This window comes from Tabrizicola sp. (assembly GCF_031377265.1).
Classification (GTDB): domain Bacteria; phylum Pseudomonadota; class Alphaproteobacteria; order Rhodobacterales; family Rhodobacteraceae; genus JAUYQR01.
Genome location: NZ_JANMET010000171.1, coordinates 1 through 12,575, shown reverse-complemented (window position 1 = coordinate 12,575; position 12,575 = coordinate 1). Strand labels below are relative to the sequence as shown.

The 12,575-nt window shown below is 64.0% G+C and carries 16 protein-coding genes; 8 read left to right on the top strand and 8 right to left on the bottom strand.

All coding sequences use genetic code 11. The features are described 5' to 3' along the window. Positions 1-74 precede the first annotated feature (74 nt). Complete coding sequence (gene pyrF, locus RMO18_RS10050; RefSeq protein WP_309665646.1) at positions 75-767, top strand: orotidine-5'-phosphate decarboxylase; 693 nt, start codon at positions 75-77, stop codon at positions 765-767. A 19-nt stretch (positions 768-786) separates the two neighbouring features. On the opposite strand, the gene RMO18_RS10045 is transcribed toward pyrF, so the two are convergent. From RMO18_RS10045 to RMO18_RS10030, 4 genes are read right to left on the bottom strand one after another with little or no spacing between them, the layout of a single operon-like run. Next, complete coding sequence (locus tag RMO18_RS10045) at positions 787-1,206, bottom strand: NUDIX hydrolase (protein WP_309665645.1); 420 nt, start codon at positions 1,204-1,206, stop codon at positions 787-789. After that, complete coding sequence (locus RMO18_RS10040) at positions 1,206-1,835, bottom strand: glutathione S-transferase family protein (protein WP_309665644.1); 630 nt, start codon at positions 1,833-1,835, stop codon at positions 1,206-1,208. Before RMO18_RS10040 ends, RMO18_RS10045 begins: the two co-directional genes overlap by 1 nt. Next, positions 1,828-2,106: a hypothetical protein gene (locus RMO18_RS10035; RefSeq protein ID WP_309665643.1), complete on the bottom strand. Its 279-nt coding sequence runs from the start codon at positions 2,104-2,106 to the stop codon at positions 1,828-1,830. The genes RMO18_RS10040 and RMO18_RS10035 overlap by 8 nt, the downstream gene beginning before the upstream one ends. Then, a complete protein-coding gene (locus RMO18_RS10030) occupies positions 2,107-2,988 on the bottom strand; it encodes an SPFH domain-containing protein (protein WP_309665642.1) in 882 nt (293 codons plus the stop codon). Between RMO18_RS10030 and RMO18_RS10025 the strand changes: the two genes are divergently transcribed. The 5 genes from RMO18_RS10025 (at position 2,918) to lpxK (ending at position 7,211) form a co-directional block, all read left to right on the top strand. Further along, the gene (locus RMO18_RS10025) at positions 2,918-3,856 is read left to right on the top strand and encodes an RHS repeat-associated core domain-containing protein (RefSeq protein ID WP_309665641.1); all 939 of its coding nucleotides are present in this window, start codon (positions 2,918-2,920) and stop codon (positions 3,854-3,856) included. The two genes, RMO18_RS10030 and RMO18_RS10025, sit on opposite strands and share 71 nt — an antisense overlap. Next, positions 3,853-4,359 carry a DUF4304 domain-containing protein gene (locus RMO18_RS10020; RefSeq protein ID WP_309665640.1) on the top strand — a complete coding sequence of 169 codons (507 nt, stop codon included), beginning with the start codon at positions 3,853-3,855 and terminating at the stop codon, positions 4,357-4,359. The genes RMO18_RS10025 and RMO18_RS10020 overlap by 4 nt, the downstream gene beginning before the upstream one ends. Positions 4,360-4,779: 420 nt before the next feature. After that, the gene (locus tag RMO18_RS10015; protein WP_309665639.1) at positions 4,780-5,025 is read left to right on the top strand and encodes a DUF4170 domain-containing protein; all 246 of its coding nucleotides are present in this window, start codon (positions 4,780-4,782) and stop codon (positions 5,023-5,025) included. 3 nt (positions 5,026-5,028) lie between these two features. Next, complete coding sequence (locus RMO18_RS10010; protein WP_309665638.1) at positions 5,029-6,225, top strand: glycosyltransferase N-terminal domain-containing protein; 1,197 nt, start codon at positions 5,029-5,031, stop codon at positions 6,223-6,225. Next, positions 6,225-7,211 carry a tetraacyldisaccharide 4'-kinase gene (lpxK, locus tag RMO18_RS10005; RefSeq protein WP_309665636.1) on the top strand — a complete coding sequence of 329 codons (987 nt, stop codon included), beginning with the start codon at positions 6,225-6,227 and terminating at the stop codon, positions 7,209-7,211. The genes RMO18_RS10010 and lpxK overlap by 1 nt, the downstream gene beginning before the upstream one ends. On the opposite strand, the gene RMO18_RS10000 is transcribed toward lpxK, so the two are convergent. Genes RMO18_RS10000 through RMO18_RS09990 form a run of 3 tightly spaced genes read right to left on the bottom strand, consistent with a single transcriptional unit; the run spans position 7,208 to position 9,500 of the window. Then, positions 7,208-8,344, bottom strand: a complete 1,137-nt coding sequence (locus RMO18_RS10000) for a CaiB/BaiF CoA-transferase family protein (RefSeq protein WP_309665635.1) — start codon at positions 8,342-8,344, stop codon at positions 7,208-7,210. The two genes, lpxK and RMO18_RS10000, sit on opposite strands and share 4 nt — an antisense overlap. 3 nt (positions 8,345-8,347) lie before the next feature. After that, the gene (locus RMO18_RS09995) at positions 8,348-8,962 is read right to left on the bottom strand and encodes a DsbA family protein (protein WP_309665634.1); all 615 of its coding nucleotides are present in this window, start codon (positions 8,960-8,962) and stop codon (positions 8,348-8,350) included. A gap of 16 nt (positions 8,963-8,978) precedes the next feature. Beyond that, positions 8,979-9,500 (bottom strand): DUF721 domain-containing protein, encoded by a 522-nt coding sequence (locus RMO18_RS09990; protein WP_309665633.1) that lies wholly within the window; start codon positions 9,498-9,500, stop codon positions 8,979-8,981. A gap of 184 nt (positions 9,501-9,684) precedes the next feature. Between RMO18_RS09990 and mutY the strand changes: the two genes are divergently transcribed. Further along, positions 9,685-10,743 carry an A/G-specific adenine glycosylase gene (gene mutY / locus RMO18_RS09985; protein WP_309665632.1) on the top strand — a complete coding sequence of 353 codons (1,059 nt, stop codon included), beginning with the start codon at positions 9,685-9,687 and terminating at the stop codon, positions 10,741-10,743. Positions 10,744-10,785: 42 nt separating this feature from the next. Next, positions 10,786-11,910: an alkane 1-monooxygenase gene (locus RMO18_RS09980; RefSeq protein WP_309665631.1), complete on the top strand. Its 1,125-nt coding sequence runs from the start codon at positions 10,786-10,788 to the stop codon at positions 11,908-11,910. Positions 11,911-11,920: 10 nt separating this feature from the next. On the opposite strand, the gene RMO18_RS09975 is transcribed toward RMO18_RS09980, so the two are convergent. Then, positions 11,921-12,475 carry a thiamine pyrophosphate-dependent enzyme gene (locus RMO18_RS09975; RefSeq protein ID WP_309665630.1) on the bottom strand — a complete coding sequence of 185 codons (555 nt, stop codon included), beginning with the start codon at positions 12,473-12,475 and terminating at the stop codon, positions 11,921-11,923. Positions 12,476-12,575 lie beyond the last annotated feature (100 nt).

The following is a 12,575-nucleotide window of genomic DNA, read 5'->3' as shown; positions in this document are numbered from 1 at the left end:
GGTGCAGCCTTGGCCGGCCGCTTGCTTGACTTCATGCGTCCCGCGCCGCAAGAGGCTGCAAAAAGGGAGGCCCCATGTCTGATGACCGCCTGATCGTGGCGCTTGATGTGCAAAACATCGTGCAGGGGCTGGACCTTGTTGCGCGGATCGGCAGCGCCGTGGGGTTTTACAAGATCGGCCTCGGCATGTTGACCGGCGGCGGGCTGGCCTTGGCCAATGACCTGAAGCATGAACACGGCAAGCGCGTCTTTCTGGACATGAAGCTTTTCGACATTGGCGCCACCGTTGAGGCAGCCGTGCGCGGGCTGGCGCAATACGATCTTGATTTCCTGACCGTGCATGGTGACCCGCAGGTGGTGACGGCAGCAGCCACCGGCAAAGGCGGATCGGCGATGAAGATCCTTGCGGTCACCGTGCTGACCTCGCTTGACCGCGATGATCTGGATGCCAACCTGATCAAGGCGGGCGACATCCGCGAGATCACGCTGGAACGCGCGGCACGGGCGCTGGAGGCGGGGGCCGATGGGGTGATCGCCTCGCCGCAAGAGGCCGCGATGATCCGCGCCCTGCCGCAGGCGCGCGGCAAACTGATCGTCACCCCCGGCGTTCGCCCGGCAGGTGCCGCGGCGGGCGACCAGAAGCGGATCGCCACACCGCATCAGGCCATCATCGACGGTGCCGACCACATCGTCGTGGGCCGCCCGATCTGGCAGGCGGCCAACCCCGCCGCCGCCGCCCGTGCGCTGATCGCGACGCTTCCGCGCTGAGGGGCAAGGCTGGCGATTGCTACCACGTCAGCCGGTCTTCCCAGACGATCCCTGCCCGCCGTTGCATTTCCGGCACCGCTTGCCGGTGCGCGAGGAAGGTTGCCACCGGCATCAGCTCCCACCCCTGCCCCTCATCGCCGAACCGGATCGAGCGCACTTCGGCCTCTGACAGCAGGCCGCCAAAGAACACCGACTGGCGGCTTGCATCCAGCATCGAGGGAAACACCTGCCGCCAGATCAGCCGATCCGGCAACAGGCGCAGGCCGAATTCTTCCGCAAGCTCGCGCAGAAGGCAGTCTTCGGGAGTTTCCGCGCCTTCACGGCCGCCACCGGGCAAATCCCAAAGACCGGGCCATCGCAGATCGGGTTTATCGTCGCGCTGACAGGCAAGGATGCGGCTGTCACAAAAGAATGCGGCCTTGCAGCCGACGAAATCCATCAGCTGAAGTTCCGCGCCATTACTGGCGCGATGCCGGGACGCAACGCTGCAGTGGCTCCGGCGGCCCAAAGCTTTGGCGTTTCGGTCTGAAACCAAGCCTCGCCGGGACGCCAGCGTGTCATTACGGCCAGATAGATGTCGATCACCGAAAAGCGCACACCCAAGAAGTACGGACCTGACGCCTCGGCCTCCATTACCCGCCACATCGCTTTGCGATGTTCGATGACGCGGGCCTGAAACGCCTCGGCACCCTCGGGTGGCACAAAGCGGGTCGGCACATCGCCATAGGCAAAGCTCGGGTAGACGGCGGCGACCAGAAAGATCAGCCAACGCAGGAAGGCCGCGCGTTCGGGTGCGCCTGGCCCCGGCACCAGCGTGTCGGTGCCAGCAATATCCGCCAGATACAGCGTCATCGCGGCGGTTTCGGTCATCACCGCGCCGTTTGGCAGGATCAGCGCGGGCACCTGCAACAGCGGGTTCACCCCGCGCATCGCCTCTTGCACCGCAGCCTCGCTGACACTGCCGCCGGCGTCGATCAGGTCATAGGGCAGCCCGTAAACCGCCAGCTGCGCCTCGATGATCGCCGAGCCCCAGCCCGGGTTCTGATACAAGCCGAACGGCTTAGTCATTGACGTCCTTGTCCCAGATCTTCACTTGCCCGGTGCGCACCCCGACGATGCGCCGCAACGCCAGCCAGGCCAGCACCGAGGCAACCGCAAAGACCAACAGCAGCACCGGCAACGAGGCCGGGGCCATCCCCAGCCCCACCAGCACCCCGGTCAACACCGCACCGATGGCAAAGCCAAGGAAGATGAAACCGGGGATCATGATTTCCAGCACGCCAAGCGCAAAGCCAAAGACGATCCACACCCACCAGACTGAAAACAGGTCATGCCACATTCAGGTGCGCCCCCGCAGCATCTTGAAGGCATCGGAGAAGGCATCCAGCGCATTGGCCGGCACCAGAATGGTCTGCCGTCCCTGGCCTACGGCCACGGCCTGCAGCGCCTCGACCTGCTTCAGGGCGATCTGGAACTGCGCCGCCTCAAGCCCGCTTTCCTTGATCGCCACCGCGATGACGCCCGTCGCATAGGCCTCGGCGTCCGCGGTCACACGGCGCGCCTTGGCGGCCTGTTCGGCGGCGTAAAGATCGCCGTCGGCGGCCAGCTCGACCGACCGCTTCTTGCCCTCGGCCTCCATCACCTGCGCGCGGCGGGCGCGTTCGGCGTTCAGCTGCTGCATCATTGCCGCACGGGTCGCCTCATCCAGGTTGACGTCCAGAATTTCGGCGCGCGTCACCTCGACCCCCCAGTCATCGACCATGGCCGACACCTGCTCGCGCACGCGGTCGATCAGCTGGGCGCGGTTGGACTGCACTTGGTCCAGTTCAAGCTTGCCGATTTCCGACCGCACGATACCGGCGACGGTGGTGGCAATGGCGCCATCAACGTCACGAATGCGGTAGACGGTCTTTTCCGGTTCGGTCACCCGGTAGAACACGCTGGTTTCCACCTTCACCAGCGCGTTGTCGGCGGTGATGGCATCCTGACTGGCATTCGGCAACTGGCGTTCCAGAACCGAAACCTTGTGGGCGATCCGGTCAAGGAACGGCACCACGAAATTGAGGCCGGGCCCCAAGACCGAGCGCAGCTGGCCGAACCGTTCAACCACATGCTTTTCGGATTGCGGCACGATCCGCACGCCCAGAAAGATGCAAGCGATGATGAAGGCGGCAATCGCCAGAAACACCGCGTTGCCACCCAAGAAATCCTGCAAGTTCATCAATTCCTCCTGCGAATTGCGGCCTCACGGAGCCGTGATTCCTATTTGGCCTCTAAGCCGCGCCCGCGCAAGCCCCAGCCGCCGCATCCGGCCTGCCCGCCGACGGAGTTGTCGGCCATCGCGCCCCACCGCCCGCACGGCCATCGCCGCCACCTACACCCCCTTCGGCGGCGTCCAAATCTCCACCGGCCCCCACCCCACCGCGCACTTCCCCGGCCAGTGGTTCCAGACCGAATCCGGCCTCCACCAGAACTGGATGCGCGACTACGACCCGACGACGGGGCGGTATCTGGAGGCCGACCCGCTGGGGCTGGTGGACGGCGCGAGCGTGTATGGCTACGCCGGTCAAAACCCGATGATGAACATGGACCCGACGGGTCAGTGCTTCGGGCCAGCGATTGCTTGGGCCCCGGTCTGTGCTGGCGTCGCTTGGGGTGCAGTGTCTGTATACATTGGCTGGCTGCTCGACCCCTGCTATACTTGGCAAGAAGCAACGCGAGACTTCACTTTCGGTTTTGCTTTCGGCGGTCTTGGGGCGGCATGGAGCGCTGGTGCAGGGGGTGCCGCCGCCGCAGGGCTGGGCGCAGCTTCGAGAGGCGTGGGAGCGAATAAGGCCGCTGGTGATGCGTTCAGAGACTATTTCGCGGATTTGTTGCGACAAGCTGGACGGAACATCAGAACCGAGGTTCCGGTCAAGACTCCATTTGGAACGAGAGTGCATGATATAGAGGTGAGGATTGGGGATAGGCTGGTTGGCTATGTCGAAACAAAGCTTGGAAGTAGCCGCTACTCACCAAGTCAGAGGGCAAAAGACTTCTGGATTGATGTAGTCCTTGGAGTTAAAACGGTGGTTGTGAGGGGGCCATGACACACGAAGCCGCAACAGAGGAAAAGTACAAAGCAGTCAGTAATCTGGTTTATGCGAGTTTGCATGAGAATGGTTTCGCAAAGCGAGGAAGAGTGTTCTGGAAAGATCTAGCGGACGTTAGACACCTTGCTGAGTTTCAAAAGAGCCAAAAGAGCACTAAGGACAGGATTTTCTTCACTATGAATGTGTCGACAGTCGTGAAGGCGCTTCTTGATCCAGAGATAGATGACCTTGATAAAATGCATGGGCATGAGGGCCATTTGTACTGGCGGCTTGGCGACTTCTTGTCTCCACAGGAGGACAAATGGTGGGCCGTGGATCAGAACAGCGATCCGTATCAAATTGCTCAAGAGATATCCTCAATCCTATCAAGCATAGTTTTGCGAAAGTTGGAGCAGTACTCAACTGTTCGCGCAATAGTTGATCTATGGAGTTCTGAGGGCTATCCGCCAATATCAGATAAGCGCCGAAAACAGTTTCTTGCTGAATTGGCGAATCGATAGTCAGCCATAGAGTGTGTTATCTACGTATCAGCCTTCATCGATCTTTATGCGAGCCGTAGGGCGGGTGCCATCCCACCGACCCCTTTACCCCCGATTCGCCCCACATGGTTAACGCCCCTTTCGTCTTCCGTGCGTGGAGACGGAAGGACGACGCAAGGAAGACGGAAAGAAGACGCCGAAAACCCCGCTAATCCCTTGCATTAACGCCCGGATCGCCGCACCTCGGCGCCCCCCTCGACGGACCCCTCACCCCCCGCCAATGCCGGAGTGCGGCGCGCCGTGGCTTGCAGCATCATGCGCCATCCTGCCATCCCCAAGCTTCACACACTGGTCATCCGACCCGCCTTCCCCCCAGCCGGAAAGCCGGATACCTTGCCGCGCGCCTGCCTTGCGAACACCCCATCCGGAACGGAGCCACCCATGTCCCAGCGTCTGCACCTCGTCTTCGGCGGCGAGCTTGTGTCCCCCGATAGCGCTGTCTTCAAGGATGCCACGCAGATCCATACTGTCGGGATCTTTCCCGACTATGCTTCGGCGTTCCGGGCGTGGAAGGCCGAGGCGCAGCGCACGGTCGACAATGCGCATATGCGGTATTTCATTGCCCATATTCACCGCCTGCGGGATGAGGCGCAGCCCGGGTCCCCGACCGGGGAATTTGGCAACTGAACCATGGCGCCGTCGCTTGGCCTAACCCTTTACAACCTTGGTCAACGCCGCGATCCGCAGGCCAATCCTGCGTACGCGGCACGGCCCGCAGGACAGATCGCCTGGCTGCATGCACCCACTGCAGACAGCGCGCGGGCCTTGCTGGCGCTGGCGCGGCGGCTGATCGACGAAGATGGGATCGTCGTGCTGCTGACCTGCCCTGACGAGTTGCCCTTGCGGGAGGGCATCGTGGTGCAGCGCCCGCCTGCCGACACGCCACAAGACACCCAGGCCTTCCTCGATCACTGGCGCCCGGAGGCGGCGGTGTTTTGTGAAGGTGAAATCCGCCCCGCATTGCTGCACGAGCTGAACCAACGCAAGATCCCGGCGCTGGTCGTCAATGGGCGTGCCCCGGTTTTGCCGCGTGACCGGGACGGCTGGTATCCGGGCCTGATGCGGTCGGCGTTGGGCACATTCCGCCATGTCAGCGCTGTTGACGAACATGCCGCCCGTGCGTTTCGCAAGGCTGGCGCGGTGCTGTCCGCCGTTGCCGTGTCTGGCCGGATGGAAGAGGATAACGCGGTTCTTCCCTGCCTTGAGGCGGAACGGGCGGCCCTTGCCCGGCTGTTCGTCGCGCGGCCTGTCTGGTTTGCCACCAGCCTGCCCGAGGCGGAAGAGGCCGCCGTGATCGAGGCCCACCGGCGGGCGTTGCAACAGGCGCATCGCCTGCTGCTGATCATCCTGCCGGAAGACCCGGCACGGGCCGAACCGCTGGCGCTCCATATCGAAGAAACCGAAGGCTGGGCTGTAGCAATGCGGTCGCAGGAACAGGAACCGGAGCCGGAGACTGAGGTCTTCATCGTTGATAACCCTGCGGAATATGGCCTGTGGTATCGGCTTTCGCCGGTCTGCTTCATCGGCGGCAGCCTGTATGGCACCGGTGCATTGCGCGACCCGTTGGAAGCGGCGGCCCTGGGGTCGGCCATCCTGCATGGCCCCCGGACGGGCCGGCATGGCGCGGTCTTTGGCCGACTGGGTGCGGCCCGAGCGGCCCGCGCCGTCGCATCGCCCGCCGATCTGGGCGAGGCGCTGGGTGATGTGCTGGCCCCGGAACGCACCGCGCGTCTGGCGCAAGCCGCGTGGGCAGTGGCCACCGATGGGGCCGAGGTAACTGAACGGGCGGTGGTGATGATCCGCCAGTTGATGAACGGGCAAGGCTGATGCGCGCGCCGGGCTTCTGGTTCACCCCGCCAGACCGGCCCGCACTTGCCGCCCGCCTGCTTGCGCCTTTGGGTGCGGTGTATGCCACGTTGACCGCGCGACGGCTGCGCCAGACCGGGTATCAGGCGCAGGTTCCGGTGATCTGCATCGGCAACATCAATGTCGGCGGCACCGGCAAGACCCCCACCACGATATTCCTGACCCAGCGGTTGATCGCGCGCGGCCATGCGGTGCATATCGTATCGCGGGGGTATGGGGGGTCGGCGGTGGGGCCGATGCGGGTTGATCCCGGTCACACGGCGGCTGAGGTTGGGGATGAGCCACTGCTGCTGGCCGCCTTCGCGCCGACATGGGTGGCAAAGGACCGGGCAGCCGGGGTCAGGGCGGCCGAGGCGGCCGGGGCGCAGGTGATCTTGCTGGATGACGGGTTGCAAAACCCGTCAGTGCGCCCGGCGCTGTCGCTGGTGGTGGTGGATGCCGAGCGCGGCTTTGGCAACGGGCGCTGTCTGCCCGCGGGGCCGCTGCGCGAACCGGTCACCGTGGGCCTTGCGCGCGCGGACCTGATCTTGTCGATCGGCGGGCCAGAGACGCAGGCGTCGTTCAAGGCTGAGTGGGGTTCGGCCATCCGCCTGCCGCATCTGACCGGCGCGCTGGCACCGTTGCGGATGGGCATGGACTGGCAGGGCCAACGGGTGCTGGCTTTTGCCGGGATCGCCAATCCCGACCGGTTTTTCGCCACACTACGTACCGAAGGGGCGCAGGTCTTGCGCGGCGAGGCATTGGCGGATCATCAGCCACTGTCGCCCGCGCTGTTGCAGCGGCTGGAGACCGAAGCCACGGCTTTGGGCGCACAGTTGGTGACCACTGAAAAGGACGCCGCCCGGTTGCCCGAGGCGTTCAGGGCCAAGGTGCTGATCGTGGTGGTGCGCCTTACGATCGAGGACTGCACACCGCTGGACGCAGCGCTTGCCGGGATTGGGGTTTAATCTGGTTTTCCAAGCACTTCGTGCTGATGCTGGCCCAGCCGTGGGGCCGGACGATCCAGTGACAGTTCGGCATCCGAGAAGGTCATCGGGCTGCGCAGGCCCGGCAGGCCGCCGGGTGCGATTTGCATGCCGCGCGCCTGAACCTGCGGGTCGGCAAACACCTCGGCCAGATCGTTGATCGGCCCGGCGGGCACGCCTTCGGCCTCACAGGCGACAAGAAGATCGGCCTTGGTCCAGGCCTTGGTGGCTGCAGTGATCCGCGCGGTCATCGCGGCTCGGTTGGCGATGCGGTCGGCATTGGTCAGATAGTCCGGTGCGGTGGCCATATCGGACAGCGACAGCAGCGCGCAAAGCCGTCGGTATTGGCCATCATTGCCGGTGGCGATGATGATCCAGCCATCGGCGCAATCGAAGACGGCATAGGGGGCAAGGTTGGGGTGCGCATTGCCCATCAGGCCGGGGGGCTTGCCCGACACAAGGTAATTCATCGCCTGATTGGCCATGATCCCGGTCGCCACATCCATCAGCGCCATGTCGATCTGCTGGCCCGCGCCGGTGCGCCCGCGCTGCACCAATGCCGCAAGGATCGCGGTGGCGGCATAGACGCCGGTGAAAATGTCGGTCACCGCCACGCCCACCTTTTGCGGCTGGCCGTCCGGGGCGCCGGTCACGCTCATCAGCCCGGCCATGCCTTGGATGATGAAATCATAGCCCGCCCGGTGCGCGTAAGGCCCGGTCTGGCCAAAGCCGGTGATCGAGCAATAGATCAGCCGGGGGTTTACTTTGCGCAGGCTGTCCCAATCCAGCCCGTATTTCGCCAGGCCGCCGACCTTGAAGTTCTCGATCACCACATCGGCGTCAGCCACCAGACGGCGGACGGTCTCCTGGCCTTCGGGCGTGCGGAAATCACAGATAACCGACCGTTTGCCCCGGTTGGTTGCGTGGAAGTAAGCGGCGGATTTCTCGCCAGCGGAGTCGATGAACGGCGGGCCCCATTGGCGGGTGTCGTCGCCTTCGGGCGATTCCACCTTGATCACGTCCGCGCCAAGGTCGGCCAAGGTCTGACCGGCCCAAGGGCCAGCCAGAATCCGCGCCAGTTCTATAACGCGGATGCCTTCCAGTGGCGCGGACATCGGTTACTTCGCCAGTTCGGCGTCGATGATCTTCTTCAGCTCGTCATAAGGCATGTTGGAATACTGGGTGCCGTTCACAAAGATCGTCGGCGTGCCCTTCACCTCATCGGCGGCCATGTTTGTCTCAAACCGCTTGATCAGCGCTTCGGCCATCGGGCCATCGTTCAGGCAGGCATCGACGGCGCTGCCTTCCATGCCGGCCGCGATGGCGATGGTCTTGAGGTTGTTCACTACAACGGTCGGATCGTCGGACGCGGCCCATTCCTGCTGAGTGTCGAACAGCACGTCGTGGATGCCGAAGTACCGCATTTCGCCGCCACAGCGCGCAACCATCGCAGCCCACAGGCCGTAGCGGTCAAAATACACCTCGCGCAGGGTGAAGTAGACCTTGCCGGTGTCGATGTAATCCTTTTTCAGCTTGCCGAAGACGTCGGCATGAAACTGGGCGCAATGCGGGCAGGTGAAGGAGGCGTATTCGACCATCTTCACCTTGGCGTCCGGGCTGCCGAGGGAGAAATCGGTCGGCTCGGGTGCGGTGGGTGTGGTTTCGGCGAAAGCGGGAGAGACGGCGGTGGCCGCGGCCAGTGCAATCAGTGCCCGGCGATTGATCTTCAGCATCGGTCAGCGTCCTTTTTCAGTTTCGACGAGTTAAAATGTTTTGCGCCAGGGCTTCAAGGGCCGCCCGCAGGCCGGGGTCACCGACACCGTCGGCGGCCGCAGTCGCGCGGGCCGCAATCGCGGGATCGGGCGGTGCAACAGCCTTTGGTGCGGGCTGGAATTCTGCCTGCCCCTCGGCAAAGCCGATGGGTGCGGTCTGGGTCAGATGCACCCGCGAGATCGCAGCATAGCCGTAGACGGCGTTGACTCTGTCCTTCAGGCCGCCCTTTTGCATTTCAACCATTTGCGCATGGGCGCCGCTGACCAAGAGCGTCAGCGTGGCCCCCATGCCTTCGCGCCCGTAGCCGATCTTGACGGGGCGGGTGATGCGGGCAAGGTCTTCACCGGCAACCTCGGCCCAATGGGTCAGCAGGCGCGCCACCGCAAAGCCGCGCGATTCCCCAGCGACGCGGATCGGGTCTTTCACCAGACCTGCCGCAGCCTCAAATCCCCGCATCCGGCGGGTTGGGCTTGGCGAAGGGGATGGTTTGCGGGTCATTTCTTCCTGTCTTTGCAGATAGCATAGTATCGCAGCCCGCGCCCACCGCCAGTGGCGGTCTTGCGCACGCGGCATAAAGATTGCGTGACAAAGCCGGACCGGGGGCGTTTGTGACCGGTGGTCTGGCGTTCGCCGCCCCACAGGCTATCTTTGTCTGGCCAACAACCATGAAAGTTGCCCAACCGTGCGCGACACCGTTGATCCCGATGGCCTGAGCGACCAGCTTTTGCGCTGGTATGACGCCCATGCACGGGTGATGCCATGGCGTACCTTGCCGCAGGATCGCGCTGCGGGGGTGCGGCCAGATCCCTACAGGGTCTGGCTGTCCGAGGTGATGTTGCAGCAGACCACAGTGGCGGCGGTAAAGGACTATTTCCACCGCTTCACCGCACGCTGGCCGGATGTTGCGGCACTTGCCGCCGCGCGTGACGCGGATGTGATGGGGGAATGGGCGGGGCTTGGCTATTACGCCCGCGCCCGCAACCTCTTGAAATGCGCGCGCGCCGTAGTGGCGGAGCATGGGGGGCGGTTTCCGGGCACGGTGGCGGGATTGCGAACGCTGCCGGGGATCGGGCCTTATACCGCAGCCGCCATTGCAGCGATCGCCTTTGACGAGGCGGCCACCGTGGTGGACGGCAATGTGGAGCGGGTGATGGCGCGGCTGCATCTGGTGCAGACCCCGCTGCCGGATGCCAAGGCAGAACTGACGCGTCTGGCCGCGATCCTGACCCCCGCCCTTCGCCCCGGCGATTATGCCCAAGCGGTGATGGACCTTGGCGCCACGATCTGCACCCCGCGCAACCCGGCCTGCGGGCTATGCCCCTGGATGCAATCCTGCCTTGCCCGGCGCGAGGGGGTGCAGGCCGACCTGCCGCGCAAGCGTGCAAAACCGGAAAAGCCCACGCGCCACGGCGTGCTGTGGCTGGCGCGGCGGGGCGACGCGTGGTTGCTGGAACGCCGACCCGACAAGGGCCTGTTGGGCGGGATGCTGGGCTTTCCCGGTGATGCCTGGGACGGCGCGGGTGGCCCGGCCCCGGCCGAGGCCGAATGGACCGAGATTGGCGAGGTGCGCCATACCTTCACGCATTTCCACCTGATCCTGCGCCTTCATATCGCCACCCTTGGTCGCGAAGCTGTGCTGCGCGGGACGCTGGTCCCGAAGGCAGATTTCCGTCCTGCTGACCTGCCCACAGTAATGCGAAAAGCCTTTGACCTTGCGTCATCGGCCCTTGCCTTGAGTTGAGCGGACGGTGCTTTGCGATATGCTGATCAGATGCGAGGCAACATGACCGATCCGCTTCCCAACGCTCTGCCGTTCTGGCTGTCGCTTGGCATGGTGCCACTGGCGCTGACCGGCATGTATGTCGGTGGTTGGACGGTGCTGTTGCTGCCGCTGTATTCGTGGGGGATGTTTTCCATCCTCGACACGCTGACCGGCCTGAACGAGGCGAACCCTGATCCCGCGACGGGGGAGGAACGGCTGGGGCTTTACCGGCTGATCACGCTGATCTGGTTCCCGATCCAGTTCGCGGTGCTGTGCCTGATGCTGTGGTATGTTCCCCGTGCCGATCATCTGGTTCTGGTCGAAAAGATCGGGCTGTTCTTTGGCATGGGGGTGATTTCAGGTACCATTGGGATCAATTACAGCCACGAATTGATGCACCAGAAATCAAGGCTGGAACGCTGGCTGGCCGATCTGTTGCTTGCCTCGGTGCTGTATTCGCATTTCCGGTCGGAACATCTGCGGGTGCATCACCTGTATGTCGGCACCCCGAAAGACCCGGTGACGGCGCGCTACAACGAGGGCTTCCAGCGCTTCTTTCCGCGCGTGCTGGTCAGTTGCCACCGATCTGCCTGGAAGGCCGAGGTGGCGATGCTGGCGCGCAAGGGGCTGCCTTGGCACCACCTTTCGAACCCGTACTGGCGCTATGCGGCATTGCAGGGGGGGATGATGCTGCTGGCGCTGATCCTTGCCGGCTGGCAGGGGCTGGCGCTGTTCTGCGTGCAGGCCTTCGTTGCGATCTGGCAGCTGGAGCTGGTGAACTACATCGAGCATTACGGACTGACCCGCCGGCATCTTGGCCAGGGCAAGTACGAACACGTTATGCCGCGCCATTCGTGGAACGCGGCGCACCGGGCGTCGAACTGGCTGCTGATCAACCTGCAAAGACATTCCGATCACCATTACAAGCCGGACCGGCGGTTTCCCTTGTTGCAGACCTACACCGAGGATGACGCACCGCAGCTGCCATACGGCTATCCGATGATGACGATGGCCGCGATGGTGCCGCCTTTGTGGAAGCGGATCATGAACCCGCGCGTGAAGGCGTGGCGGAAACGCCATTACCCCGACATCAGCGATTGGCATGCCTATAACAAGGCGCTGAACCAGGTGCCGGGCGGCGCGTGACGGCGCGCGACTAGCAGACCACCTCGATCAGCCTTGGCCCGCGCTGGCCCATTGCTTCGGCAAATGCCGCGTTGAAACCGGCCATATCGGTCACCCGCTGGCCCTGCACGCCATGGCCACGGGCCAGTGCCACCCAATCCAGCGTCGGGTCAACCACGTCGAACATCCGCACCGCATTGCGGCCCACATCGGTGACACCCACTGCCACCAGTTCATCGCGCAGGATCTGGTAGCCACGGTTGGCGAAGACCACGACCGTCACGTCCAGCGCCTCACGCGCCATCGTCCACAGCGATTGCAGCGTGTACATGCCCGAGCCGTCCCCCTCCAGCACCACGACCTTGCGGTCCGGGCAGGCGATGGCGGCCCCAACGGCGGCGGGCAGGCCAAAGCCGATGGACCCGCCGGTAATGGTCAGCACATCATGCCCACGGGCGCCTGCCAGCGCCGGGGCGAGGAACCGAGAGGAGGACACGCCCTCATCCACCAGCACCGCGTCTTCGGGCATCAGCGCGGCGAAATCGGGGGTGGGGGCAAAGGGGTTGGGGGCAATGGTAGCGTGCATGAATATTCTCCGCAGATTTGAGAAATTGAACCGGGCGTGCCTCGGTCGTTCAAACCTGGGCTTAACGTCCGGCGCGGGCCAGTGCTGCGTCTGGACCAAT